This is a genomic window from Pseudomonas sp. MF7453 (assembly GCF_016405455.1).
Taxonomy (GTDB): Bacteria; Pseudomonadota; Gammaproteobacteria; order Pseudomonadales; family Pseudomonadaceae; genus Aquipseudomonas; species Aquipseudomonas paralactis.
Map to the genome: position 1 here is coordinate 106,403 of NZ_JAEKCN010000002.1, position 26,279 is coordinate 132,681.

General features: G+C 61.7%; 17 protein-coding genes and 2 riboswitches. Of the genes, 7 read left to right on the forward strand and 10 right to left on the reverse strand.

Annotated elements, in window-relative coordinates:
- Positions 1-12 precede the first annotated feature (12 nt).
- The 3 genes from JFT63_RS05420 to JFT63_RS05410 are packed head-to-tail and all read right to left on the reverse strand — an operon-like array spanning position 13 to position 2,740.
- A complete protein-coding gene (locus JFT63_RS05420; RefSeq protein WP_057702865.1) occupies positions 13-882 on the reverse strand; it encodes a rhomboid family intramembrane serine protease in 870 nt (289 codons plus the stop codon).
- On the reverse strand, positions 879-1,853 hold the full coding sequence (locus JFT63_RS05415; protein WP_442963704.1) for a metallophosphoesterase: 975 nt from the start codon (positions 1,851-1,853) through the stop codon (positions 879-881). Before JFT63_RS05415 ends, JFT63_RS05420 begins: the two co-directional genes overlap by 4 nt.
- Positions 1,850-2,740: an NAD(+) kinase gene (locus tag JFT63_RS05410; protein WP_003217892.1), complete on the reverse strand. Its 891-nt coding sequence runs from the start codon at positions 2,738-2,740 to the stop codon at positions 1,850-1,852. Before JFT63_RS05410 ends, JFT63_RS05415 begins: the two co-directional genes overlap by 4 nt.
- 145 nt (positions 2,741-2,885) lie before the next feature.
- On the opposite strand from JFT63_RS05410, the gene JFT63_RS05405 reads away from it, so the two are divergent.
- Complete coding sequence (locus JFT63_RS05405; protein ID WP_198843522.1) at positions 2,886-3,833, forward strand: DUF1853 family protein; 948 nt, start codon at positions 2,886-2,888, stop codon at positions 3,831-3,833.
- Positions 3,834-3,946: 113 nt separating this feature from the next.
- Here the strand turns inward: JFT63_RS05405 and JFT63_RS05400 are convergent, their stop codons facing one another.
- From JFT63_RS05400 to cobW, 4 genes are read right to left on the reverse strand one after another with little or no spacing between them, the layout of a single operon-like run.
- The gene (locus tag JFT63_RS05400; RefSeq protein ID WP_186561554.1) at positions 3,947-4,549 is read right to left on the reverse strand and encodes a vWA domain-containing protein; all 603 of its coding nucleotides are present in this window, start codon (positions 4,547-4,549) and stop codon (positions 3,947-3,949) included.
- A 53-nt stretch (positions 4,550-4,602) separates the two neighbouring features.
- Positions 4,603-5,601, reverse strand: a complete 999-nt coding sequence (locus tag JFT63_RS05395; RefSeq protein WP_186561510.1) for an ATP-binding protein — start codon at positions 5,599-5,601, stop codon at positions 4,603-4,605.
- Positions 5,601-9,362, reverse strand: a complete 3,762-nt coding sequence (cobN, locus tag JFT63_RS05390; RefSeq protein ID WP_198843523.1) for a cobaltochelatase subunit CobN — start codon at positions 9,360-9,362, stop codon at positions 5,601-5,603. The genes JFT63_RS05395 and cobN overlap by 1 nt, the downstream gene beginning before the upstream one ends.
- A 2-nt stretch (positions 9,363-9,364) precedes the next feature.
- Positions 9,365-10,426 carry a cobalamin biosynthesis protein CobW gene (gene cobW / locus JFT63_RS05385; RefSeq protein ID WP_057702859.1) on the reverse strand — a complete coding sequence of 354 codons (1,062 nt, stop codon included), beginning with the start codon at positions 10,424-10,426 and terminating at the stop codon, positions 9,365-9,367.
- A gap of 93 nt (positions 10,427-10,519) precedes the next feature.
- Positions 10,520-10,720: riboswitch (cobalamin riboswitch) on the reverse strand.
- 42 nt (positions 10,721-10,762) lie between these two features.
- Positions 10,763-10,976: riboswitch (cobalamin riboswitch) on the forward strand.
- A 96-nt stretch (positions 10,977-11,072) separates the two neighbouring features.
- Here cobW and JFT63_RS05380 point away from each other — a divergent pair.
- The 4 genes from JFT63_RS05380 (at position 11,073) to cobM (ending at position 13,182) form a co-directional block, all read left to right on the forward strand.
- Positions 11,073-11,261, forward strand: coding sequence for a CbtB domain-containing protein (locus JFT63_RS05380; RefSeq protein ID WP_057702858.1), 189 nt, complete (start codon positions 11,073-11,075; stop codon positions 11,259-11,261).
- Positions 11,262-11,272: 11 nt separating this feature from the next.
- Positions 11,273-11,977: a CbtA family protein gene (locus tag JFT63_RS05375; protein WP_057702857.1), complete on the forward strand. Its 705-nt coding sequence runs from the start codon at positions 11,273-11,275 to the stop codon at positions 11,975-11,977.
- Positions 11,974-12,366 carry a cobalamin biosynthesis protein gene (locus JFT63_RS05370; RefSeq protein WP_057702856.1) on the forward strand — a complete coding sequence of 131 codons (393 nt, stop codon included), beginning with the start codon at positions 11,974-11,976 and terminating at the stop codon, positions 12,364-12,366. The genes JFT63_RS05375 and JFT63_RS05370 overlap by 4 nt, the downstream gene beginning before the upstream one ends.
- Positions 12,367-12,435: 69 nt before the next feature.
- Positions 12,436-13,182 (forward strand): precorrin-4 C(11)-methyltransferase, encoded by a 747-nt coding sequence (cobM, locus tag JFT63_RS05365; RefSeq protein WP_198843524.1) that lies wholly within the window; start codon positions 12,436-12,438, stop codon positions 13,180-13,182.
- 190 nt (positions 13,183-13,372) lie between these two features.
- Here the strand turns inward: cobM and nfuA are convergent, their stop codons facing one another.
- The 3 genes from nfuA to JFT63_RS05350 all read right to left on the reverse strand — a co-directional run bounded on the left by nfuA (position 13,373) and on the right by JFT63_RS05350 (position 17,417).
- Positions 13,373-13,957, reverse strand: coding sequence for a Fe-S biogenesis protein NfuA (gene nfuA, locus JFT63_RS05360; RefSeq protein ID WP_003190728.1), 585 nt, complete (start codon positions 13,955-13,957; stop codon positions 13,373-13,375).
- Between the two features lie 59 nt (positions 13,958-14,016).
- On the reverse strand, positions 14,017-15,039 hold the full coding sequence (locus JFT63_RS05355) for an acyltransferase family protein (RefSeq protein ID WP_198843525.1): 1,023 nt from the start codon (positions 15,037-15,039) through the stop codon (positions 14,017-14,019).
- A gap of 86 nt (positions 15,040-15,125) precedes the next feature.
- Complete coding sequence (locus tag JFT63_RS05350; protein ID WP_198843526.1) at positions 15,126-17,417, reverse strand: fatty acid cis/trans isomerase; 2,292 nt, start codon at positions 17,415-17,417, stop codon at positions 15,126-15,128.
- A 166-nt stretch (positions 17,418-17,583) separates the two neighbouring features.
- On the opposite strand from JFT63_RS05350, the gene metH reads away from it, so the two are divergent.
- Both metH and JFT63_RS05340 read left to right on the forward strand, forming a co-directional pair.
- Positions 17,584-21,294 (forward strand): methionine synthase, encoded by a 3,711-nt coding sequence (gene metH / locus JFT63_RS05345; RefSeq protein ID WP_198843527.1) that lies wholly within the window; start codon positions 17,584-17,586, stop codon positions 21,292-21,294.
- A 138-nt stretch (positions 21,295-21,432) separates the two neighbouring features.
- Positions 21,433-26,277, forward strand: coding sequence for a hypothetical protein (locus tag JFT63_RS05340; protein ID WP_198843528.1), 4,845 nt, complete (start codon positions 21,433-21,435; stop codon positions 26,275-26,277).
- Positions 26,278-26,279 lie beyond the last annotated feature (2 nt).

Sequence of the window (26,279 nt, forward strand, 5' to 3'; positions counted from 1 at the left end):
GGCTCTTCCTTATCAAATAGACGATTTGCGACGGTTGTACAGCCCGCCGAGCAAACCGGTGAGGCAACCGATAACCAGGCCGCCGACATGGGCTGCGTTGGCGATTTGGCCGAAGCCGATCATCGAGACCAGCCCCGAAAGGCACAGCAGCAGCCACACCAGCATCATCACCAGCACCCCACGGGGCAGGCGATAGGCCGGGTTGGGCGACAACAGTTGAAAGATCCAGCAATGCCCGAGCAGGCCATACAGCACACCGGACAAGCCGCCAAACAGGCCGGGGCCGCCATAAGCGTATTGCGCGTAGTTGGAGACCAGGCTGAACAACAGGGTCAGGCCCAGCAGGTTGATGCCGCCTTGGCGCGCTTCAATGCGCCGCCCCAGCTCCCAGTACCACATGCCGTTCATGGCCAGATGCAGGATGCCAAAGTGGATCAGCATCGGCGTCACCAGACGCCACCACTGCCCTGAAGCGAGCGTGTCGGCCAGCGGCGTGAACTGGATGTACTCGCCCAGCACCCGGAACGGCAAGAACGTCAGCCAGGCCATGGTTTGCAGGTTTTCGCCGAGCAACGTCACGGCAGCGACGATGAGGCTGGCCAGCAATACCAGCGCGGTGACCGGGCTATGGCGCACTTGCTGGACAAAGCCTGGCCGAGCAACCGGTGCCTGTTCGGGAATATCCAGTTGCTGGTCCGGGTCACCGGCGGGGAAGCGCTGATACAACACACGCACGTCGTCACTGATGGTCTCGGGCACCCACAGCACTTGTTCACCGGCCTCTTCACTGACGCGATGGGGCACTTGCATGCGTTGCAGCAATTTGACGAAACCACCCAGGTCAACGCTCAGGGGCAAGCGCAATACAGCTACGGTACTCATGGAATGGCCTCTGGTCGCTCAACGTCGACCCATACGAATTTACGCGGATCCAGTTGGGTTTCCTGGTCCAGTCGATACGCCACCAGCTTGCCGTACAACACTGCGCTGTAATCCAGGCAGGCCAGGTTCGGGCGGATCGGTACCGGTTTACCACTGCGCCAGTAGTGGCCGACAAACAACAGCGGCTCGTCGACGCCGTAGCGCAGCAGGGAATTCTTCTCAGTGGACGATAACGGCGTACGCGCCACCGGCTCCGGCAAGGCGTCGGGCTGGAACACGATGTCACCGTAAGTCTTGGGGTCATCTTCCCAGAACTTGGTGCGGAAGAATGACCGCGTCAGGCCGTCGCCACCGGTCAGGGTGAGGCCGTCGGGCAAGCGCATATCGGTACCGCGCAACAGCCGATCAAAGGCATTGCAGGCGAAACTGCCCGGTACGGCGGCGGCTTGCAGAAAGTGTTGGTCAATGCAGCCATCCGGGAAGGTGGCGCGCAACGGCTGGATAAAGCCTTCATCCCAGCACGCGTGCACCACGCGAAAACGCCCGGCGTCGACAAACAGCGGCATGTCATAGAACCAGCCGAGGAAGTCGTGCCAATCGTTCGGGTGGTGCTCGAACTGGGTCAGGGTCTCGTGGATCAACCGCGCATGACGTGGGTTGTGCTCGCGCACAAACTGCCTGCCGCTGCCGGGGGGTGCCGGTGTGGTCCAGCCCAGCGCATTGAACTCATGGTTGCCCATGATGCACAGCGCCTGCCCGGCCACGGTCATGTCGTGGACGATATGCAGCGCCTCACGGATGCGTGGGCCACGGTCGATGATATCGCCCAGGAACACCGCCATGCGCGACGGATGGCGCCAGGTGCCGCCCTGCTTGTGGTAACCCAATTGGTCGAGCAAGTGCTCAAGGGTATGAGCGCAACCGTGCACGTCACCAATCAGGTCGTAGCTACGCGCGGGATCGAGCATCAGTCGCCTCCACCCCCCAAGCGGCTGCCCCAGCCCAACTTGGTACGGCACACTTCGTAGTAGTTGTGATCCAGCGGGTGGATCAAGCGCAACTTCTGTGCCTTCTTGCTCACGGTGATGGTGTCACCGGGGGCGCAGGTGAAATGGTTCTGCCCGTCGCAGGAGACTTGCGGGTAGATTTGCATGTCTTTGGACACCACGATTTTCAGCTCACTGTTGCCATCGACCACAATCGGCCGACTGGACAACATATGGGGATACATCGGCACGATCACAATGGCATCAAGCTTGGGATGCATGATCGGGCCGCCGGCCGACAGCGCGTAGGCGGTAGAACCGGTGGGCGTGGCGACGATCAGGCCGTCAGCCTTCTGGCTGCACACGAACTGGCCGTCGATATACAGTTCGAACTCAATCATCCGCGTGGATTTGCCCGGGTGCAGCACCACATCGTTGAGGGCATCGCCCTGGCCGATCGCCTCGCCGTGGCGGCGCACTTCGGCCTGCAACAGGAAGCGGTTCTCCACCAGGTAATGGCCGTCGAGCACCTTGGCCACTTCGACTTCCAGCTCATCGGGGCGGATATCCGTCAGAAAGCCCAGGCTGCCACGGTTGATGCCCAGCACCGGCACGTTATGCCGAGCCAGCGCCCGGGCGGCGCCGAGCAGGCTGCCATCGCCGCCGACCACGATGACCATATCGCACACCTCGCCGAGCATCTTGCGCGACGAGGTCTGCAGGCCATGGCCCGGGAGGATTTCGGCGATGGTGTCTTCGAGGATCACATGCAGGTGGCGCTCGAGCAGAAACTTCTTCAGCCGGCGGACGGTGTCCAACACCTGGGTACTGCCCAGGCGACCGATAATGCCGATATTGCGAAATTGCTCCATGGGGCTCCTGCGGGATTTGGGGTGCGGCAAAAAAGAACGATTATGGGCGAAAGGCCGCCTCAGGCAAAATCCTTTGTCGCCGCGGGGCCTTGATGACAATGGTTCTCAGACACCTTCAACCGGCTGAAAAGGCTATGCTCGGACCATGACTGTGTTCTCCGACTTGCACAACTTGCCCCGCCAATTGCGCCACCCCGAGGTGCGCGACCTGGCGTGGGTGATCCTTGCCCCGCCGATGCTGGCGCAAACGCCGTGGCCGCAACGCCACCCGCTGGCCGGCAGTGACTGGGTGCAAGCGCCGCACCGGCTTGAGCAGTGGCTGCGCGGGCTTGATCAAGACAGCAGCGCCTTGCAGCAATGGCTGAGCCTGGCGCGCACACGGCGCCTGGGCCTTTATTACGAGCGCCTGTGGCAGTTTGCCGTGCAGCACGCGCCGGGTGTGGAATTGCTGGCCGCCAACCTGCCGATCCGCCGCGCCGGGCATACCCTGGGCGAACTGGACATGCTGCTGCGCGACCGCGATGGCGTGCACCACCTGGAACTGGCGATCAAACTCTATCTTGGCCCACAGAACGGCAATGGCCAGGACGCCGCGCAATGGCTGGGGCCTGGCTGTCATGACCGGCTGGATCGCAAGCTGGCGCATCTGGCCGAGCATCAGCTGCCGATTTCTGCACGGGCCGAGAGCCGCGACGCCCTGGCGGCGCTGGATATCCAGGCGTTCGATGCGCATTTGTGGCTGGGCGGGTATCTGCTCTATCCCTGGCCGGGCACGGCGCAAGCCCCGCTCGGCGTCCACCCGCAGCATCTGCGTGGATGCTGGTTGCATCAGCGCGACTGGCCGGACTTTGTCAGCACCCGCCCAGAGGGCCGCTGGCAACCCCTGCCCCGCCACTCCTGGTTGGCACCTGCGCATTACACGGCCGATGAAGTGTGGAGTGAGGTGCAGATGCAAGGTTGGCTGGCAGACCTGGACCCACTGGCCCCAGCGCAGTTGCTGGTGCGCATGGTGCCGAACGGTGAGGAGTGGGAAGAAGCGGAGCGGTTGTTTCTGGTGGCGGATCTTTGGCCGAATGTGCCGGGGACAGGCTGATAGGTGTGGGGGGGGTTGAGGGCCTCATCGCAGGCAAGCCAGCTCCCACAGTTTGACCGCGCCGCCGATTCCATGTGGGAGCTGGCTTGCCTGCGATGGCGATAGCCCAGGTGCTACAGCTTATCGATGTGCTGATACTCCAACTGCAACCCCACCGCCAATTCCTCAGCCCGCCCCAACCTGATCGGCCCACGCTCGATGTCAATCAACATGCCTGGGCACTCCAATCGCGGCAGCGCGCCCATCGCCTTTAGCCGCCCATCGGTCACCACCAGTAACTTCTGTTGCTCGGCGGGATAGCGCTTGCGTCGCGCCGCCAACCAATGCCCCGCCTCGGTCAGCGCAGCCAGCAACGGCGTCCCGCCGCCCGCTCCCAAATGCTCCAACCAATCGGACAAGCCTTTCGCCGCCTTCAAACCTTGCACCTGCCACTTCGGCGATGCCCCGCTGGCCGTCAACAACGCCATGCGCGCCCGTTGGCGATAAGCATCGTCAAACAACTGGGCCAACAAACCCTTGGCATCGGTCAACGCCCGATGGCGCCGGGTGGACGCCGAGGCATCGACGATTACCAACCACAGTTCAGGCGCCGAACGGCTACGCAGGTGGAACAGCAGGTCATCACGGCATTGCGGCCGTCCAACGAGCAACGTACCCGGCCAATTGATCCTGCCTTTCTGTGCGCTGCGTGCACTGCCCTGCCTGCCGTTATCCAGTCGCCCCACCTGGGGCCGGGCATCCGTCCCCGCGTCAGGTCGGGGGCGGATGCCTAGGGCTTTTTTGGCCAGGTCGGCACATCGCGACGGGCGCCCGTGGGCAAGGCCGGTGCGGGCATATCACCCCATTGGCCTTGGCCGGGTGAGCTTTCAGACGGTTTCGACGACTGCCCTTGATTCGGCGGTGCGGCCGGGGGCGTTTGCTGCTGACGCCGATGGCGCAAGGCAAACTCGGCCACCGCTTCAATATCTTCCTCGGCAATGGCCGACGCACCACGCCAGGCCGCATGGGCGCGGGCGCCTCGCAGCCAGACCAGGTCGGCGCGCATACCGTCCACGCCTGCCTCAAAGCAGCGTTCGGTAATCTGCGCCAACGCGTGATCGTCCAGGTCGATGCTGTCGAGTCGCGCCCGCGCCTGCGTGCAGCGTTCGCGCAACTCGGCTTGCGGCGCGGCCCACTGCGCGCAGAAAGCCGCCGGGTCACTGTCGAAATCCAGGCGACGCCGGATGATCTGCCCGCGCTCGGCGGGCAGAGTCTGCCCGCTCAGCGCCACATTGAAACCAAAGCGGTCGAGCAACTGCGGGCGCAACTCGCCCTCCTCCGGGTTCATGGTGCCGATCAGCACAAAGCGCGCCGAATGCCGATGGGAAATGCCGTCGCGCTCGATCAGGTTGGTGCCGCTGGCGGCCACGTCCAGCAGCAGGTCCACCAAATGGTCGGCCAGCAAGTTGACTTCATCCACATACAGCACGCCGCCGTCAGCCTTGGCCAACACGCCGGGGGAAAATTGCGCACGGCCTTCGCCCAGCGCGGCATCCAGGTCCAGGGTGCCGACCAGGCGTTCCTCGGTCGCGCCCAGCGGCAGGGTCACGAACTGCCCGCTGGCGAGCAGGTCCGCCAACCCACGGGCCAGGGTCGACTTGGCCATGCCCCGCGGGCCTTCGATCAGCACGCCGCCGATACGGGGGTCGATGGCGGTCAGGCACAGTGCCAGTTTCAGGTCGTCAGCACCGACCACGGCAGACAACGGAAAATGGGGAATATCAGTCATCAGCTGTCTTCTTCTATATCCAGCAAGAGGTTTTCCAGTGCTTCGCGATACGCCCCCGGCGCCTGCCACATGCCCCGCTGCTGGGCTTCAAGCATACGTTCGGTCATGTCGCGCAGGGCATCGGGATTGTGCTGCTGCACAAAGGCCCGGGTGTCGGGGTCCAGCAGGTAGGCGTCTGCGAGCAGTGCATATTGATAATCGTCGATCAGCGTGGTGGTGGCGTCGAAAGCGAACAGGTTGTCCACGGTCGCAGCCATTTCAAACGCGCCTTTGTAGCCGTGGCGTTTCACACCTTCGATCCACTTGGGGTTAGCGGCGCGGGCGCGGATCACCCGGTTCAGCTCTTCCTTCAAGGTACGGATTTTGGGCAGGTCCGGCTGGCTGTGGTCGCCATGGTAACTGGCGGCCTTGTCGCCGCTCAGGGTTTCCACGGCGGCGAGCATACCGCCCTGGAATTGGTAGTAGTCGTTGGAATCGAGCAAGTCATGCTCGCGGTTGTCCTGATTCTGCAACACCGCCTGCACCTGGCTCAGGCGCTGGGCAAACTGCTCGCGGGCGGCGGTGCCTTCGTCAGCGCCCCCGTAGGCATACCCGCCCCAGTTCAGGTAAACCTCGGCCAAATCCTCGCGGCTCTGCCACAAACGCCCGTCAACCGCGCCCTGCACACCGGCGCCATAAGCGCCCGGCTTGGCGCCGAAGATACGCCAGCCAGCCTGTTTGGCCGCGGCCTCTGCGTCCAGGCCCGACTCAAGCAACGCTTGGCGCTCACTGCGCACCTTGGCGGCCAGTGGGTTCATATCGTCCGGTTCGTCCAGCGCCGCCACCGCCTGCACCGCCGCATCGAACAGGCGGATCAGGTTGGCGAAGGCATCCCGGAAAAAGCCGGACACGCGCAGCGTCACGTCGACACGCGGGCGGTCCAGCAAGCTGATCGGCAGGATTTCAAAATCATCCACCCGCTGGCTGCCGGTGGCCCACACCGGGCGCACGCCCATCAACGCCATGGCCTGGGCGATATCGTCACCGCCGGTGCGCATGGTGGCCGTGCCCCATACCGAGAGGCCGAGTTGGCGCAAATGGTCGCCGTGATCCTGCAGGTGGCGCTCCAGAATCAAATTCGCCGACTGGAAACCGATGCGCCAGGCCGTGGTGGTTGGCAGGTTACGCACGTCCACGGTGAAGAAGTTACGCCCGGTCGGCAGCACATCCAGGCGCCCGCGACTGGGCGCACCGCTGGGCCCTGCCGGGACGAAGCGCCCACTCAAGGCATCCAGCAGGCCACGCATTTCTGCCGGGCCACAGGCGTCCAGGCGTGGCGCCACCACGATGCGCAGGCTTTCGATGACCGACTTGACGTCTTCCCAGCCGGGCTCTTCCAACTGCTCGATGGGGCCTTCCAGTGCCTGCTCGATCAACCGCGCCGCATAGAGCTCCAGGCGTTCACGGGTATCGCCGGCGGTGCGCCACAGCTGCCCGTCAATTTTTTGCAGCACCAACGGGCGCCGTCCCGTCCACGGCTCGGCCAAGGCGCAATCGAGCGGATCAAAACCCAGTTCGAACGCCTTGGCCAACACCCGCAACAGGCTCGATTGCGGGCCACGTCCATCGCCACGGGGAATGCGCAACAGGGCCAGCAAGGTGTCGATGCGCAAACGGCCTTCGGGCGACTCGCCAAAAATATGCAGACCGTCGCGAATCTGCGACTCCTTCAAGTCACACAGATAGGTATCCAGGCGCGGCAACCACACCGCCGCATCCGCATCACCGCTCAGTTCAAGCTCCTGGTCGATACGGGTTTCACGCACCAGCTTGAGAATGTCTTTTTGCAGCTCAAGGGCGCGGCGCGGGTCGAGCAATTGCGCCTCGTAGTACTCGTCGGCCAACAGTTCCAGATCACGCAAGGGGCCGTAAGTCTCGGCGCGAGTCAGGGGCGGCATCAGATGGTCGATGATGACTGCCTGGGTGCGTCGCTTGGCCTGGGCGCCCTCGCCTGGGTCGTTAACGATAAACGGATAGATATTCGGCAGCGGCCCGAGCAACGCATCCGGCCAGCAGTTTTCCGACAGGCCTACGCCTTTGCCCGGCAACCACTCCAGGTTGCCGTGCTTGCCCACGTGAATCACGCCGTGGGCGGCATAGGTGTGGCGCAGCCAGAAGTAAAACGCCAGGTAGCCGTGGGGCGGCACCAGGTCCGGGTCGTGGTACACCGCGCTGGCGTCCACCTGGTAACCCCGCGCCGGCTGGATGCCGACGAACGTCAGCCCCAGGCGCAGGCCGGCGATCATCAGGCGGCCATCGCGAAACATCGGATCGTTTTGCGGCGCGCCCCAGCGTTCCAGCACGGCCTGGCGATTGGCCGCTGGCAGGCGCTCGAACATCGCCAGGTACTCATCCAGACCCAGGCTTTGATGGCATGGGCGCAGGTCGAGGCTGTCGAGGTCGTTGGTGACGCCGCCGAGCAGTTCATGGATCAGCGCGGTGCCGCTGTCGGGAAGCACATCCGCCACCGGATAACCTTCGGCTTGCAAGGCGCGCAAGATATTCAGCGCCGCCGCCGGGGTGTCCAGGCCCACGCCATTACCGATGCGTCCATCGCGGGTCGGGTAGTTGGCGAGGATCAACGCGATACGTTTTTGCGCATTCGGCACACGGGCCAATTCAACCCAGCGCCGCGCCAACTGTGCAACAAAGTCCATGCGTTCGGGGGCTGCGCGATAGCACACCACGTCCGACTGGCTGCGCTCGCTGCGCCAGGCCAGGTCCTTGAAGCTGATCGGCCGGCTGATGATGCGCCCGTCCAGTTCGGGCAAGGCGATATGCATCGCCAGGTCGCGTGGGCCGAGCCCCTGTTCGCTGGCCTGCCAGCCAGGCTGGTTGTCCTGGGCGCAAATAGCCTGGATCACCGGGATATTGCGCCGGAATGGGCGCAGGTGCGGTGCTTCGGGACTCGATTGGGCAAAGCCGGTGGTGTTCAGGATCACCGCCGCCTGTACTTCATCGAGCCAGTCTTCAACCACTGCCAGGCAACCGGGCTCCTTCAGGCTGGCCACCGCGATAGGCAGGGGGTTAAGGCCCGCGACCTGCAAACGCTGGCAGAACACGTCGATGAAACCGGTGTTGGCGGCCTGCAAATGGGAGCGGTAAAACAGCACCGCTGCCACCGGCCATTGCGCATTCCACTGCGCCCGCCAATCATCAAGATCGGCATTGGCAGTTTGCGGATGATAGATCGCGGTACGCGGCAACGCCTGCGGCTCGTTCCAAGGGTAATCGCGCCCCAGATAATCACTGGCCAGGCAGCGATAAAAATCCAGGGCATTACCCAGCCCGCCCTGGCGCAGGAAATGCCAAAGGCGGTCGCGCTGCTCGGCGCCAACCGTGCTCAAGCCACTGAGCTCTGGGTCTGGGCGATCATCCCCCGGCACCAGGATCAGCGTGACGCCGCGTTCGGCCAGCTCCACCAGGCGCTCGATACCGTAGCGCCAATAGCCAATGCCACCGTGCAGGGAAATCAGGATGACCTTGGCGTGACGCAACACCTCATCGACATACAGGTCGACCGAGGCATGGTTCTGCACCTGCATCGGGTTGGCCAGGCGCAGGCTGGGGTAATCCTCGGGCAATTGCTGGGCGACTTCGGCCAGCAGCGCCAGGCTGGAATCGCCGCTGCACAGGATCACCAGCTCGGCGGGGGTTTGGCCAAGGTCGGCGATATTGTCGTCCGCGACGAAACCACCGGGCTGGGTCCTGAGCAGGTGCATGGTTAAACGCTGAGGGCAGCGCGCAATTGCGCTTCAAGGCCGGCGGCGTCCAGCTCTTGGCCGATCAGCACCAGGCGCGTGGTGCGCGCTTCATCGGCGCCCCAGGCGCGGTCGAAGTGCTTGTCAAAGCGTGTGCCCACACCCTGGATCAGCAGGCGCATCGGCTTGTTTGGGATAGCTGCAAAGCCTTTCACACGCAAAATGCCGTGCTGCACCACCAATTGGGTCAGGGCGTCGAGCAACAGGGCTTCGTCGGCTTGCGGCAAGTCGATGGAGATGGAGTCGAACGCGTCGTGGTCGTGGTCGTCTTCGCCTTCATGGTGCTGATCGTGATGGCTGTGGCGAGCGTCGATATGCTCTTCGGAGCTGGCGCCGAGGCCGATCAACACGTCCAGCGGCAGGCGGCCGCTGCTGGCTTCGATGACCTTCACCGCCGGCGGCAGTTCTTCGGCCACTTCCAGGCGCACACGGGCCAGGTCTTCGGCGCTGATCAGGTCGGCTTTGTTGAGGATCACCAGGTCAGCGCTGGCCAGTTGGTCGGCGAACAGTTCGTGCAACGGCGACTCGTGGTCCAGGTTGGGGTCAAGTTTGCGCTGGGCGTCGACCTGATCCGGGAAGGCGGCAAAGGTACCGGCGGCCACGGCCGGGCTGTCGACTACGGTGATCACCGCGTCAACGGTGCAGGCGCTGCGGATTTCCGGCCACTGGAAGGCTTGCACCAACGGCTTGGGCAGGGCCAGGCCCGAGGTTTCAATGAGGATATGGTCCAGGTCACCGCGACGGGCGACCAGTTCGCGCATCACCGGGAAGAACTCTTCCTGCACCGTGCAGCACAGGCAGCCGTTGGCCAGTTCGTACACGCGGCCGTTGGCTTCTTCCTCGGTGCAACCGATAGAGCACTGCTTGAGGATCTCGCCGTCAATGCCCAGCTCGCCAAATTCATTGACGATCACGGCAATGCGACGGCCCTGGGCGTTGTCGAGCATATGGCGCAGCAACGTAGTCTTGCCCGAGCCGAGGAAGCCGGTAACGATGGTGACGGGAAGTTTGGCCAGTGTTTTCATCGGATGCCCTTTGGGGCGGGCATACGGGACGACAGGCCCTGCGGCGGCGCGCAGCAGCGGATTTCGTCACCGGATCACCCCGCCCGGTTGAATTGAAAAATCGGTGACGAGGCAGGTCTCCTGGCTTGGGGCGTGCAGGTCTTGCGACCAACGTTGACTGCGCCTTCCCGCCGTCTCGGCAGTGGCATGGCAGTCAACTGAACCCTTCACAGTTGCGGGGGCAGCCGCGGCTTGAACCGCGTTCCCTTCTTAGCTTCGGCGTGGGGCCGAAGAACCTCGAAGGTGCAAGGCTACAGGGGCTCGCGGCATTTGACTACCGTCCCCGGCCCATGCTCTCCTACACATCTTGTTTCGGGTGCCCTTCACAGGGTGAAACGGGAAACCGGTGCGTCATACCCCTATGACAAATCCGGTGCTGCCCCCGCAACGGTAAGCGAGCGAAGCGTCACGGCCACTGTGCTTTTGCATGGGAAGGCGATGCTTTTCAGGCGCACTCTGTCCAGAGCCGCCCCTCGCAAGCCCGGAGACCGGCCCGAAAAAATCAGATAACAAACCCGCGGTGGGCGGGCGCTGTTCGAACCCTGCGTGCCTGGCGCGTGGGGTTTGCATGCGCTCGTTTCACCCTGACACCTGAAAGGGACGCGCCATGTCGATCATCAGCAGCACTACGCCCTCCGCAAGCAGCACCACCACGTTGAGTCAACGCCTGAGCGCTGCGATCGGCGCGGCAATCCTGGGTGCGTGCCTTGTGTACTTCGCCGGTTTTTCGCATATCGAGGCGGTGCATAACGCGGCCCACGATACCCGCCACAGCGCCGCGTTCCCTTGCCACTGAGGCCTGCCGACATGATCAAACGTATTGCGCAAACCGCAGGTTTCACCGGCCTGCTGGCCGCCCTGCTGCTGACCCTGCTGCAAAGCTTGTGGGTCTCGCCGTTGATTTTGCAGGCCGAAACGTATGAAAAGGCTCCTGTAGCGACCGAAGTTGCCCACGAACACGGCGCAGGTGCCGCTGCACATAGCCACGACGCCGAAGCCTGGGAGCCGGAAGATGGCTGGCAGCGCGTGTTGTCGACCACAGGTGGCAACCTGGTGGTGGCGGTCGGCTTTGCGTTGATGCTCGCCGGCCTTTACACCTTGCGCGCCCCCACCCGCACCGCCCAGGGCTTGCTCTGGGGCCTGGCGGGTTACGCGACCTTTGTGCTGGCACCTACCCTGGGCCTGCCGCCTGAATTGCCGGGCACGGCCGCGGCTGACCTGACGCTGCGCCAGACCTGGTGGATCGGTACCGCCGCCTCCACCGCCGCCGGTATTGCGCTGATCGTGTTCGGTCGCAACGGGCTGCTCAAAGTGCTGGGCGTGGCAATTCTTGCCGTCCCCCACGTGATTGGCGCGCCGCAGCCGCAAGTGCATTCGATGCTGGCACCCGAGGCGCTCGAAGCACAGTTCAAAATCGCATCGCAACTGACCAATGTGGTGTTCTGGCTGGCCCTGGGCCTGATCAGCGCCTGGCTGTTTCGCCGCAACCGCGACGACCAATACTCGGCATGACGTTGGTAGTCGGCCTGGGTTGCCAGCGGGGTTGTGACGTTCACACGCTGCTGGCGCTGCTGGACAGCGCCCTCGTCGAAGCGGGTATCGGCCGCCAGTGCTTGACGGCGCTGGCCAGTATCGATCGCAAGCAGGATGAGCCAGGGTTGCTGGCGCTCGCCCAAGTGCTGAATGTACCGCTGCTGTGCTTCGATGCCACGCAATTGGCGGCTTACGAAGAGCGACTGAGCCACAAATCGAGCGTCGCATTTGCCCATACCGGCTGTTACGGCATTGCCGAAAGCGCCGCCCTGGCCCTGACCGAACAGCTCGCTAATGCCCCTGCCCGCCTGCTGATCACTCGCAGAAAAGTTGCCCACGCCACGCTTGCATTGGCCTGCACCGGCTAAAACCTTGATAATCGCCCTTGCGACCATGAGCCGTTTTCATGCTCGCCCGCTTTTCAACAGGAACTCTCCATGACCGTCTACTTCATCGGCGCAGGCCCCGGCGATCCGGAACTGATCACCGTCAAGGGCCAGCGGCTGATCCGCAGTTGCCCGGTGATCATCTATGCCGGCTCGTTAGTGCCCGCCGCGGTGCTGGAGGGTCATCAGGCGCAGCAGGTGGTCAACAGCGCCGAGCTGCATCTTGAACAGATCATGGACCTGATCAAGACCGCCCATGCCCAAGGCCAGGATGTGGCGCGCGTGCACTCGGGCGACCCGAGCCTGTATGGCGCGATTGGCGAGCAGATCCGCCACTTGCGGGAAATGGGTATTCCTTTCCAGGTCATTCCCGGCGTTACGGCAGTAGCGGCCTGCGCCGCGTTGCTGGAAACCGAGCTGACTCTGCCGGACATCGCCCAGAGCGTGATCCTGACCCGATACGCCGACAAGACCAACATGCCCCCCGGTGAGAGCTTCGACAGCCTGGCCCGCCATGGTACGACCATGGCGATCCACTTGGGGGTCAATCACCTGGAAAAGATCGTCGCCGAACTGCTGCCGCACTATGGCGCCGATTGCCCAATTGCCGTGGTGCACCGAGCGACCTGGCCGGATCAGGATTGGGTTGTCGGCACCCTGACAGATATTGCCGCCAAGGTCGCAGCCAAGGGGTTCCGGCGCACGGCACTGATTGTGGTGGGCCGAGTGCTGGCCAGTGACAGTTTCGGCGAGTCGTCGCTGTATCGGGCCGGGCATGCCCACCTTTACAGACCCTGATTATGTGGGGTGGCTTGCCCTAATCCCTGTAGGAGCGAGCTTGCTCGCGAAAACCCCATAGGCGCCGCGTTTATTCAGGAAACACGCGTTATCGTTGACGCTTTTCGCGAGCAAGCTCGCTCCTACAGAGAGCGCATAAAAAAACGGCGCTCACGGGCGCCGTTTTTTATGCTCGCAGTGAACACCTTACTCAGTAGTAGGCATTTTCTTTCTGCGTGTGGTCGGTCACGTCACGTACGCCCTTAAGCTCAGGAATACGCTCAAGCAAAGTCCGCTCGATGCCTTCGCGCAGGGTCACGTCCGCCTGGCCGCAGCCCTGGCAGCCGCCGCCGAATTTCAGCACGGCGATCCCGTCATCCACCACGTCGATCAAACTCACCTGGCCGCCGTGGCTGGCCAACCCCGGGTTGATCTCGGTTTGCAGGTAGTAGTTGATGCGCTCGTTGACCGGGCTGTCGGCGTTGACGTTCGGCACCTTGGCGTTGGGCGCTTTGATGGTCAACTGGCCGCCCATGCGGTCGGTGGCGTAGTCGACCACGGCGTCGTCAAGAAAGGCTTCGCTGAAGGCATCAATGTACGCGGTGAAGCTTTTGAGCCCCAGGGCGGTGTCTTCAGGCTTCTCTTCGCCGGGCTTGCAATACGCGATGCAGGTCTCTGCGTACTGGGTGCCGGGCTGGGTGATAAAGACGCGGATGCCAATACCCGGGGTGTTCTGCTTGGACAGCAGGTCAGCCAGGTAATCGTGGGCGGCGTCGGTAATGGTTATGGCAGTCATGGAAACTCCTCACAGGCTTGCCCGCAGTTTACGCCAAATCATTACAGAGGTACAAAGTCCTAGTATTTTTGTCGGGAAATAATTACCGAATCATCAACGCCCAGCCAACGCTTTAGCGCGCGATAGGTTGCCTTCTCCAGCCATCGATAGCTTGCATAAGCGCCCAAAGCTATCACCACGATGCACATCAGCAGCATCGTGTAAGGGTCGACACCCATTCGCTGGGCAACAAAATACCCAACGGCGAGCACCGGCACGTGGATCAAGTACACCGAATAGGAACAATCCCCGAGCAACTTCAAAAAGCGGGAGCCTTGAAACCAGGGCTCCAACGCTACACAACTGATGACCAGTACCGCACTGGGCACTCCCCATTCCAGCGCACGCGGTATATCGGCGCCATGATAAATCGCCGTTAACGCAACGACGATACCCAGCACCGGCAGCCACGGCTTGGCCTGGCACCTACCCCGTCGATACATCATGCCGATCATAATGCCCATCAGAAACTCCAGCACAATGCCATTGCTATAGAACCCACTGGCCAAGCCCAGGGCGGGGCCGATATAGCACATCAGATACAGCAAAGTGGCCGCGACCCACAACCGACAGGATTCGCGAACCAACAGCGCGACTGCAAACAGCGCATAGAACACCATCTCGAAATTCAGGGTCCACCCAACACCCAGCAGTGGGTAGACCTCTACACCCGGCTCGCTTGGAGCTGCGATGAACAGCAGCGACATCAGCACATAACTCGGATCAAGATGCTCTTGGGGAAACACCGAGGGCACGGTGGCAACCAGAACAATCATCAACAGGGTATAGAACCAATAGGCCGGGACGATCCTTGCCACGCGCATAAGCATGAAACGCCAAGGGGTCAGGGCTTTGTCCGCAGTCGCAAGAAAGATCACAAAGCCACTGATGACAAAGAATATATCCACCCCGATACCGCCTTTATCGGCCAGCAGATACTCCAACACGTTATGTGCCTCAAAGTCGAAGAACAACTGCATGAAATGAACACCCACCACCATCCACGCCGCCAGGGCGCGTAGCGCCTGCACTGAAATCAACATCGTCGGAGTACCTTTTCCCGGTTTATCGATAGATATCCGACTGCTTCAGCGCCCGCGTGGTGGGGTGACCGGATCAATACCAGCAGTTATAGGTTCTCATAGCGGTTCATGTCCAATACGCCCTCTTCCACCGGTGTGGTTTCGTGGATGTACCGCGACAAGTCGTGGAAATACTGCCAGAACAACGGATGGCTGCGCCGCACGCCCCAGTGATCAACGATTTTCTCGAAGCTTTGCGCGTCCCTGGCCTGCTCCATCTGTGCGACAAAGGCAGGTACTTCCCGGGCCGGGATATTGAACATGAAGTTCGGGTAGCTGCTGAGCACACCCGGGTAGATGGTCAAGGTGTCCAGGCCCGGCTGATAGCGATACGCCTCGCCCAGCAGGAACGCGACGTTACTGTGGGCACGGTTGCGCAGCAGGCTGTAGACCTCGCGCTTGCCGCTGGCGGTCTCGATGCGCAGCATCGTGGCTTCGGGCAATTGCTCGATCACCTTGAGCCCTGCCGCCGGCCGTGAGGTCAGGCGGCTCAGCGCTTGTTCGGCATCCTGCAAGGCCGGGTCAATGCCGTCGCGGGAGCAGAACGCGCCGCTGCAGCGGTTGATCGGGTCGGGGCTGGCGTTCAAATGGCCGTAGCGGGTCAGCAACTGGTTGGCGAAGTCACGCTTGGGGTCTTTCTCGCTCAGGTGCAAACCACTGGCCTTGTCATCGTCAATCGCTTCATAGTCCAGCCACAGCTTGAGCTTGCCGCTGTTCTGGTACCAGTCGTCCATGAAGTCTTCGCGGGTGTCGGCAGGCATCAGGCGCAGGAAGTTCTGCTCGGCGCCGTTACGGATCAGGTCGAAATACAGGCGGGTCTGGGCCTGATGCGAGACGTTGCCAAACACATCGAAATTCACCGCCAACTGATAATAGGTGCGCTCCAGCAGTGGGTAGTCGAACAGCCACATCGTCTGCGGGACCTCGCCAATCAGGCCCTTGGTCACCGAGGCGCTGTCGAAATGGCGGAAAATGCTCAACAAGGCGTTGTCATTACCCGCCCACAATGTCGACCAACTCGGCGCCGGCAGGTCTGCATAGTTGTCACGGCGCAAGGCTTCGTACTGGTTGCGCTTGTCGCGATAGGCCAGCCACAGGCTCAGCACACTGCCCACGTCGTCATTCTGCCCAGGCATGGCCAGCAACGGCGTGGCCTGGCCACGATAACGCGCATCGGTGATGTACAGATCGTGGTTGGGGTCCTGGAACAGCGTCCAGAAGTTATCGCGGATCACGTCCGTAGCGATCTGCCCACGGCACACCGGCCCGCGAATGAAGGTACGCACGAAGTATTCAGCGTTATCGAGCATGAATTGGTAACGCGCTTTGGCCGGGATGGCTTCGAATGTCGCAAACGGGTTGGCGCGGCTGCCAGGGCCGTAGCCTGGCAAGGCCGTGACTTGCCAGTCGCCGGCGTAGAACAACGCCTTGATCCGCGCCATCTTCGCCGCGCTGAAGGGGTAAGTGATGTGGGTCTTATGCACGATCACACCCTGCACCGGCCACAGGCGGTAGTACACCTGGGTGCCGGGGTCGTCGTTGGGGCGACGGGTGGCGATCAGGTCAATCGGCTGGCCACTGGGCGTACGCGAACGCACCCACTGGAAGTAATGCCCCGGCTCGCCGTTCTCGAAATAGATATGCGCCAGAAACAAATGCTCGAACAGCCAGCGCGCCACCAGGCTTTCCCGGGCGCCCGGCTGGTTGAACAGGTTTTCCCACTGTTGCACTTGCAACGCTTCCCTGGCGCTTGGCGCCAGGCCCTGCTCGTCAATCGGCGCGCCGGAGGCCAGCCAGCGTTGCAAAGTCTGGTACTGCTGATCGGTCAAGCCGGTGACCGCCAGCGGCATGCCTTCCTTGGGGTGAGCGCCGGCATAGGCATTGAACTCACCGGGCGTTGCGCACATATTGTCGCGGTTGAGCCCCAGCACAATGTTGTCGGGCAGCTTGGCATTGGGCGCTAACGGTGCGTTGTGCCCCAGCTCCAGCATGCGCGCCATCAGCGCAGCCTGGCTGCCCTGGGCGTCCAGCACCGAATAGAAGCCCTTCTGCTGCCACGCCTGCTTACCGAAGGCGTCATAAAACAAGCGGGTGGTTGGCGTGGCCTGGCTGCGCTCGCCGTCATACACCGGCATTTTGCTTGCACCGCGCACGGCGCCCTCGGCACTGCCCAGGTTGAGCTGGCAGGCGGAGTCGTAGCAGGCGTGGCAGGCCACGCATTTCTCGGTGAAGATCGGTTGGATATCGCGGGTATAGGAAATCGCCGAAGCGGGACCTTCCGCCTGAGCGCTGCTGGCTATCAAGGCCAGGACGGCGCTGACGATTAAACGAAGTGACATGTATCCGGTCCCGATTCAAGGCGTGCGGTGTTTGAAGTGGCGTGATTCTACCGGGCCATGCACCCCGGCAACATGAGCGATATTCATGCAAAAGCTCAACATGCTCCAAAAGCCCGCAGGTTTGCTATGATTCACGCCCTCCGTAATGCCTGACCAGAGTAGTCCCATGCCCGATCGTAGCGCTCGCCTGCAAGCCCTTCACCAAGCCCTCAAGGAACGCATCCTGATCCTTGATGGTGGCATGGGCACGATGATCCAGAGCTATAAGCTTGAGGAGCAGGACTACCGTGGCAAACGCTTCGCCGATTGGCCGAGCGACGTCAAGGGTAACAACGACCTGCTGGTGCTGACCCGTCCCGACGTGATCGGTGGCATTGAAAAAGCCTACCTGGACGCTGGCGCCGACATCCTTGAAACCAACACCTTCAACGCCACGCGTATCTCCATGGCCGACTACGGCATGGAAGAACTGGCCTATGAACTGAACGTGGAAGGCGCACGCCTGGCGCGCAAGGTGGCCGACGCCAAAACCCACGAGAACCCGGCCAAGCCGCGTTTTGTCGCCGGTGTACTGGGCCCGACCAGCCGTACCTGCTCGCTGTCGCCGGACGTGAACAACCCCGGCTACCGCAACGTGACCTTCGATGAGCTGGTGGAAAACTACACCGAAGCCACCAAGGGCCTGATCGAAGGCGGCGCCGACCTGATCCTGATCGAAACCATCTTCGACACCCTCAACGCAAAGGCCGCGATCTTCGCCGTGCAAGGGGTGTTCGAGAAACTGGGCGTGGAACTGCCGATCATGATCTCCGGCACCATCACCGACGCCTCCGGCCGTACTCTCTCGGGCCAGACCACCGAGGCGTTCTGGAACTCCGTGGCCCACGCCAAGCCGATCTCGGTCGGTTTGAACTGCGCCCTGGGCGCCAGCGAGCTGCGCCCCTACCTGGAGGAGTTGTCGAACAAGGCCAACACCCATGTGTCGGCGCACCCCAACGCTGGCCTGCCCAATGAGTTCGGCGAGTACGATGAACTGCCGTCAGAAACCGCCAAGGTCATCGAAGAGTTCGCCCAGAGCGGCTTCCTGAACATCGTCGGCGGTTGCTGCGGCACCACGCCTGGGCATATCGAAGCCATCGCCAAGGCCGTGGCCGGTTACGCGCCGCGCTCGATCCCGGACATTCCCAAGGCCTGCCGCCTGTCGGGCCTGGAGCCGTTCACCATCGACCGCAGTTCGTTGTTCGTCAACGTCGGCGAACGTACCAACATCACCGGCTCGGCCAAGTTCGCCCGCCTGATCCGCGAAGACAACTACACCGAAGCCCTCGAAGTCGCCCTGCAGCAGGTGGAAGCCGGCGCCCAGGTGATCGACATCAACATGGACGAAGGCATGTTGGATTCGAAGAAGGCCATGGTGACCTTCCTCAATCTGATCGCCGGCGAGCCGGACATCTCCCGCGTACCGATCATGATCGACTCCTCCAAGTGGGAGGTGATCGAAGCGGGCCTCAAGTGCATCCAGGGCAAGGGCATCGTCAACTCCATCAGCATGAAGGAAGGCGTAGAGCAGTTCATTCACCACGCCAAGCTGTGCAAGCGCTACGGCGCGGCAGTGGTGGTGATGGCCTTTGACGAAGCCGGCCAGGCCGACACCGAAGCGCGCAAGAAAGAGATCTGCAAGCGCTCCTACGACATTCTGGTCAATGAAGTGGGCTTCCCGCCGGAAGACATCATCTTCGACCCGAACATCTTCGCGGTCGCCACCGGCATCGAAGAACACAACAACTACGCCGTCGACTTCATTAATGCCTGTGCCTATATCCGGGATGAACTGCCCTACGCGCTGACCTCCGGTGGCGTGTCCAACGTGTCGTTCTCGTTCCGCGGCAACAACCCGGTGCGCGAGGCGATCCACTCGGTGTTCCTGCTGTATGCGATCCGCGCGGGCCTGACCATGGGGATCGTCAACGCCGGCCAACTGGAGATCTACGACCAGATCCCGGCCGAGCTGCGCGATGCGGTGGAAGACGTAGTGCTCAACCGCACGCCGGAGGGCACCGACGCCCTGCTCGCCATTGCCGACAAGTACAAGGGCGACGGTAGCGTCAAGGAAGCCGAGACCGAAGAGTGGCGCGGCTGGGACGTCAACAAGCGTCTTGAACACGCGCTGGTCAAGGGCATCACCACGCACATCGTCGAAGACACCGAAGAGTCGCGCCTGTCGTTCGCGCGCCCGATCGAAGTGATCGAAGGCCCGTTGATGTCCGGCATGAACATCGTTGGCGACCTGTTCGGCGCCGGCAAGATGTTCCTGCCCCAGGTGGTGAAATCCGCCCGCGTGATGAAGCAGGCCGTGGCCCACTTGATTCCGTTCATCGAGCTGGAAAAAGGCGACAAGCCCGAAGCCAAGGGCAAGATCCTCATGGCCACGGTCAAGGGCGACGTGCATGACATCGGCAAGAACATTGTCGGCGTGGTGCTCGGTTGCAACGGCTATGACATCGTCGACCTGGGCGTGATGGTGCCAGCGGAGAAGATCTTGCAGGTAGCCAAGGAGCAGAAATGCGACATCATTGGCCTGTCCGGTCTGATCACACCGTCCCTGGATGAAATGGTGCATGTGGCTCGCGAGATGCAGCGCCAGGATTTCCACCTGCCGCTGATGATCGGTGGCGCCACCACGTCCAAGGCGCACACGGCGGTGAAAATTGAGCCCAAGTACAGCAACGACGCAGTGATCTACGTGACCGACGCCTCCCGCGCGGTGGGCGTGGCCACGCAGTTGCTGTCCAAGGAGCTGAAGGCCGGCTTCGTCGAGAAGACCCGCCTGGAATACATCGACGTACGTGAGCGCACCTCCAACCGCAGCGCCCGCACCGAGCGCCTGAGCTACGCGGCGGCCATCGCCAAGAAGCCGCAGTTCGACTGGAGCAGCTACACCCCGGTGGTGCCGACCTTCACCGGCGCCAGGGTGCTGGACAATATCGACCTCAAGGTGCTGGCCGAGTACATCGACTGGACGCCGTTCTTTATCTCCTGGGACCTGGCCGGCAAATTCCCGCGTATTCTCACCGATGAAGTGGTCGGCGAAGCGGCCACCGCGCTGTACGCCGATGCCCGGGAAATGCTCAAAAAGTTGATCGACGAGAAACTCATCAGCGCCCGTGCAGTGTTCGGTTTCTGGCCGACCAACCAGGTGCAGGATGACGACCTGGAAGTCTATGGTGACGACGGCCAGCCCATCGCCAAACTGCATCACTTGCGCCAGCAAATCATCAAGACCGACGGCAAGCCGAACTTCTCTCTGGCCGACTTCGTGGCGCCAAAGGACAGCGGCGTGACCGACTATATCGGTGGCTTCATCACCACCGCCGGCATCGGTGCCGAGGAAGTGGCCAAGGCTTACCAGGACGCGGGCGATGACTACAACTCGATCATGGTCAAGGCCCTCGCCGACCGCCTGGCCGAAGCCTGCGCCGAATGGCTGCACCAGCAAGTGCGTAAAGAACACTGGGGCTACGCCAAGGACGAGCAACTGGACAACGAGGCGCTGATCAAGGAGCAATACAGCGGCATCCGCCCTGCCCCCGGCTACCCGGCGTGCCCGGATCACACCGAAAAAGCCCAGCTGTTCCAACTGCTCGACCCCCAAGCCCAGGAAATGCACGCCGGTCGCAGCGGCGTGTTTCTCACCGAGCACTACGCGATGTTCCCGGCGGCAGCGGTCAGCGGCTGGTATTTTGCCCACCCACAGGCGCAGTACTTCGCCGTGGGCAAGGTCGACAAGGATCAGGTCGCCAGCTACACGGCACGCAAAGGCCAGGACCTGAGCGTGACGGAGCGCTGGCTGGCACCGAACCTGGGCTACGACAACTGAGGTAACGCTGCTACTGGCTGCGGTAACCGTTTACCGCACCTACGATGACTCAATGCGATTTCCTGTGTCGGACCGATTCTCGGTCCGCTGAACCGGCAGCTCAGCACAACCGGTTTTACACAGGAAACGCATGTCGTCATGACCGAACCCAATACTCCCTCGCTAAACTCAGCCTTTCGCCAACTGCCCGCCCAGGCAGTGCATGAGCACTTCGCTACGCGGCCGGCGCTGTATTCTGTCGTCTTCGAGGCATTGCGCAGCCGTATGCTGGAGCAATACCCGTCGCTGAACCTCGACTGGCTTGCGGTCAAACTGGCCAGCCCTCAGCCCAATGGCGAATACACCTACCCCGCACTCATGGAGGTGGCTGTCGCCCATGTACTGAACCCACAGTTACTTGACCTGCGCGCCGTACGCGAGCGTCCGTACTTCCTCACGACACAGCCCCCCGCCGTGCTCAAGACCGGGGATGGCCAGCCGCTCGACATGCAGGTGGTCGCCCAGATTCTTGACGAATTTCCCGCGTCCCTCTACTTGTACATGCAGCACGATCTGGCCGACTACTGGAGCCAGGTCGACAACCATGGCAACAGCCGCTGGCAGTGGCTTGCAGAGTTCCTCAATGGTCAGATGATTGCCACTGCGGCCAGCCAGTCACAGCTAAGCGACATGCAGCGCGACATGCTAGCGGTAGTTGCCGCCTGGCCGGCGCAACGTGAGCGCCTGCCCCGCTCCTCGCCCGCCACCTACGTATATTTCATCGAGAGCACACTCACCAGCGTCGGCAAGACGGTGCGGGTATTGACCCCGGACCTGTTACTGGTACGCGATAAACAGGTGTTGCTCTACAGCGTAGCCGGCGCAGTCCAGGCGTTTGATTCGCTGGAGGCGTTCAGCCAGGCCTGGGGGAGCAGGATGCAACGCGAGTTTCAGTTCGACAGCCTTGCCTGGCAACGCAACGAAACTGCCGCCAACGTGTTTGAACAACAGGCCGGGCTGATCCTCAACCAACAACTCGAAGACCTGGCAATCCTATCGTTCCAGGGGCAAGACGAAAAAAAACTCGATCAACGCCTGGATACTCTCACCGATCCGGCGGTTTTTTTTACCGACATCAAGGTGCCCGACACCCAGCGCCTTGGCACTGTGAGCCAGCAACTGCCGCAATGGCTCAAGCAAGCCGAGCCCGCGGATCGTTTCGCCTATCACCGCCACTTGCAGGATATGGCGCAAGTGCTGCAGAAAAACCAGGGGCGATCGTTCAACGAGGGCATTGAAAACATCCACACATTCAGCCGCGTCGCATTGCGCAAGCAAATGCAAGCCGATCACGGTGATTTCGACCCTGACGCGGTGCTGTTGGACTTCGCGGTAGCGGCGGGTTATCCGGGCGGCGCCGGAATCATCGAACACGTGCGCATGTCACTGACGGAGCTGGCTCTGAAGAATCTGGCCGGCAAGCCCAAAGGTACGTTGAAGCTATCTTCGACAACAGCCACGCCACTGCCTGGCTGGTTGAATGAAGACTATCTGATGGGCAGCAACGGCCTGATCCAGCGCGTCGATATCGGCACCACCTACCCCAAGGCCCTCAAAGAGCTGCTGCTGTCCGATACCGTCGAGGCACGTCGCCGCGAGTTGCTGTTTACTCGCGAACTGAAGGCTCATCTGCCGATGCAGGCACTGGAATTCAAGGTCCGCCAGCAGCATGGCATGACCGTGACGGGTTACCAGTATGTCAAGGCACTCATGGGAGAAACGCCTTCGCTCAGACTCGTCAACGATCAGGAAATCGTCCTGCGCCCCCTGGCGTTGTGCCGCAAAGCCGGGGCCACGCCGGACGAAGTAAATAATATGTTTATCATCGAGCCTCGCGACTCCCAGATCGGGCCACACTTGCTGTACCGACCGCTGTACGCCGAGTCCCTCAACGAATACCCCACGCGCCAGGCGCTGCTGGAGGCCATCGCCGAACCAGGTGCGTTGCAGGACAGCGTGCTGACCTGGCTGTCGGACAAGGCGCGCCCCATCTATGCACACGGCGGCATCAAAGAGCCGCACATCATCCGTTTCTTGCCTGGCGACGAGTTCAACCGACCCGAGAAACCAGCGCCCGCGACCCTGGCCGTCGATGACGGCGCCGGTGAATGGCTCCAGTCCCAGCTCAACGGCCAACTGCCCAACCATCTGTTTGGCAGCACCGCACGGGCACTGGTCGACCTGGCGGACCGCGAGTCGATCTCCAACGCCGAAAGCCGATGGGCCATTGTGATGGAGGGTGCCTGGCTGTTGTTCAATACATTGCTGCTGCCCTTGGTACAGGGCCCAGCCATGTTGGCCGGCTGGTTCCTGGTGCTGGTTGCCAGCCTGGAGCAGGACTTGGCTGGCCTGGACAGCAGCGATCCCACCACCCGCGAGTTGGCGCTGATTGATCTGCTGCTCAATACCGCGATGGTGTTGCTGCATGGCGCATCGCCTTCTGCCAAACCGTTGTCGCCACCGAGTGCAACCGACGGCGCATTGCGCCTTGAAACCTGGCGCCGTGCACCAGGCCTGCCGCCACCACAGGATGCGCCAGTGATACGCCATGGCGCAGTGTCATTGCCGGGAGAACCCCCGGCATCAGGCCACACCGCCCTGGATTTCGTTCGCTCGCTGGCAAGCCCACACGCAAGCGAACGACTGAGGGCGATGCTGGACATCAATGTGCCGTGGCCTGACCCCTTGCCGGCTGCGCAAGCCAGCGGCCCGCTCAAAGGCCTTTACCGCATAGATGGCACCTGGCACGCCAGCCTCGGTGGGTTGCTGTTCCAGGTCAATGTGGTGCCGGGATTCAACGAGGTCTATCTGGTACACCCGCAATATCCTCAACACCCCGGTTTCAAGCTGATAAGCGACCACCAGGGGCACTGGCGCCTGGACACTCACGCCAGGCTGGAGGGCGGAATGCCCCGGGAACGCTTGAGTAAATGGCAGAGGGAACGTGCCGAAAAACTGGGTGTATTAAAGGCCGAACTGCAAGCACTGAATGCCGAAATATTCTCGCTGATACCCACTTCGCTTTCGCTACAAAGCACTCTGAACGCCGCCCGTGCCCAGCTTGTTGAACAAAGCAAAAGCCTGCGCAAGGATTGGTTATTGCTGGGCAGTTCCGCGAACATACCGAAGTTGCACGCAGAAGTTCTTATCCGTCATGAGAAGCGGCGTGTCGCGGCGGCCCAAGCCAGGACGCAGTGGAATATCGCCCTCGATAACTTTCAGCAGTACGGCCGTGTGGTAATGGCGCTGATGCAAAAAATCGAAGCCAAGGCCAGCGAACTGATGGCTGTCGACAGGACTGACCCCACTTATGTAAGGGAACGAAACAGGGCAAGCAAAAGCAACTTTGACTTCTGGGCAGGCATCTACGAATCGGTGTCGCAAAAAATGGCAGACGCCCTGGAAACCGATCGTGGCGAAACCGACGCTGAACTCAGCGCCCGCGCATCACGGGAGCTGCCGCAAAACATCAGCGGCGCCTACGACGACTACATCATCACCAAAAAACGCCAGCTTGCCGCGCTTACGGAAATGGTCGAGCCCGCTGAAAAGATCGAGACGTTACTCAAAGAGGCAGACCCGGCCCTGCGCCAGATACTCTTGCAAGGCAAGCCCTCTGATCAAAACATCCGCTCGGTCGCGATCAAACAGCACGCCCTGCTGGTGTTCATGGACTTGGTGTTTAATCGCATGAATGACTCGCGCAACCCAACGGAATTTCCATTCGTGCGCGATCTGACCGACACGCGAACGGCAACCAGCTTGATGGCGCATACGGAAATGCTCACCACCACCGGCTACTCGGCCCGAGAGCAGGTCGACGTCCTCAAGGACGTTCTGGAGCGATATGAGCAATTGGAAAACGCTGTCACGTCACTGGCTGAAATGAATTCCGGCTTCATTCGCGAGGAGCATCGCCAACCCTTTATGGACTACCTGGCTTACGCCCGCACCAGCCTTGAAGCGCAGTTGGCCAATTTGATTCTGGTGGAAGAAGGCTTCGCGCCACTGCCGACGCCCGAGCGCATCACACGGCAGAAAGCACCGAACCGAAGAGTGATCAAGACCCGTGACCGCAGGACGCTGGTGGGTGAAGTGCGCCCTGCCCAGCGTGACACACCGGGCAACTTCGTCGATATCAAGGACCCGCTCACCGGGAAAACCCTCGCCACCTACCTTGAACACCCCGGCGAAGGTGTATGGAACGTGGTTGAAGAGGTCGGGCCCTCAGCACCCGCGCCGACGGCAATCAAGCGTTCGCTGAAGACCATAGAAGCACAGGCGCAAACCGTCAGGGACGAGCGCGCCGGCATTGACAGCAGCATCGCCTTCCAACAACGAAAGCTACGCGACCCGGGCCGACTGGAAAGTCTCGACCCCCTTGAGTGGGATGTGATACTGACCCAGCACGCAGCGAAGTTCACAACCCTTGCCGAAGAACTCCAGCGCGATCACGCCAACGATCCCGGCGCTCGCGCGTTGATCGACCAATACCGCAGCCTGGCGGCCGAGGCAACGCAACAGGCCCGTGAGCATTGCAGCGAAGGGTACAAGTTACAACGCCCAAAAGCCTCCCACGTCAATTACTTGTGGAAACACGGTTTTGTCGATATCAACCTGGTGAAGAGCCGCGTGCCGTTGAAGGCCGGTGACTTTCTCACCGAGTATGCAGTACGCGATAAAAGCAAAATCAGGGCGGGTATAAAGGGTAAGGACAATGTTTTGTGGTACGCCCATTTCCATTACTCATCCGTCGATCAACCGCCCTCCCAACCTGACTTCGGCCACCTTAAAACCCCGAGTGAGCAGCGATATACGCGCCGGGAACTGATTGAACAGGCGCGTGCCGACAACCGCGCCGTGGTCAATCTGGAGAAAGCCGAGATCAAGCCACCGCTTGATCAGCGGCTATTCCTGGGGTTGGAGGTACTGGCTTCCAAATGAGC

Excerpts from the sequence above, each read along its gene's own strand:
- JFT63_RS05420 (WP_057702865.1), bottom strand. The coding sequence starts at position 882 with ATGAGTACCGTAGCTGTATTGCGCTTGCCCCTGAGCGTTGACCTGGGT.
- JFT63_RS05410 (WP_003217892.1), bottom strand. The coding sequence starts at position 2,740 with ATGGAGCAATTTCGCAATATCGGCATTATCGGTCGCCTGGGCAGTACC.
- JFT63_RS05405 (WP_198843522.1), top strand. The coding sequence starts at position 2,886 with ATGACTGTGTTCTCCGACTTGCACAACTTGCCCCGCCAATTGCGCCAC.
- JFT63_RS05395 (WP_186561510.1), bottom strand. The coding sequence starts at position 5,601 with ATGACTGATATTCCCCATTTTCCGTTGTCTGCCGTGGTCGGTGCTGAC.
- cobN (WP_198843523.1), bottom strand. The coding sequence starts at position 9,362 with ATGCACCTGCTCAGGACCCAGCCCGGTGGTTTCGTCGCGGACGACAAT.
- cobW (WP_057702859.1), bottom strand. The coding sequence starts at position 10,426 with ATGAAAACACTGGCCAAACTTCCCGTCACCATCGTTACCGGCTTCCTC.
- JFT63_RS05380 (WP_057702858.1), top strand. The coding sequence starts at position 11,073 with ATGTCGATCATCAGCAGCACTACGCCCTCCGCAAGCAGCACCACCACG.
- JFT63_RS05375 (WP_057702857.1), top strand. The coding sequence starts at position 11,273 with ATGATCAAACGTATTGCGCAAACCGCAGGTTTCACCGGCCTGCTGGCC.
- JFT63_RS05370 (WP_057702856.1), top strand. The coding sequence starts at position 11,974 with ATGACGTTGGTAGTCGGCCTGGGTTGCCAGCGGGGTTGTGACGTTCAC.
- cobM (WP_198843524.1), top strand. The coding sequence starts at position 12,436 with ATGACCGTCTACTTCATCGGCGCAGGCCCCGGCGATCCGGAACTGATC.
- nfuA (WP_003190728.1), bottom strand. The coding sequence starts at position 13,957 with ATGACTGCCATAACCATTACCGACGCCGCCCACGATTACCTGGCTGAC.
- JFT63_RS05355 (WP_198843525.1), bottom strand. The coding sequence starts at position 15,039 with ATGTTGATTTCAGTGCAGGCGCTACGCGCCCTGGCGGCGTGGATGGTG.
- JFT63_RS05350 (WP_198843526.1), bottom strand. The coding sequence starts at position 17,417 with ATGTCACTTCGTTTAATCGTCAGCGCCGTCCTGGCCTTGATAGCCAGC.
- metH (WP_198843527.1), top strand. The coding sequence starts at position 17,584 with ATGCCCGATCGTAGCGCTCGCCTGCAAGCCCTTCACCAAGCCCTCAAG.
- JFT63_RS05340 (WP_198843528.1), top strand. The coding sequence starts at position 21,433 with ATGACCGAACCCAATACTCCCTCGCTAAACTCAGCCTTTCGCCAACTG.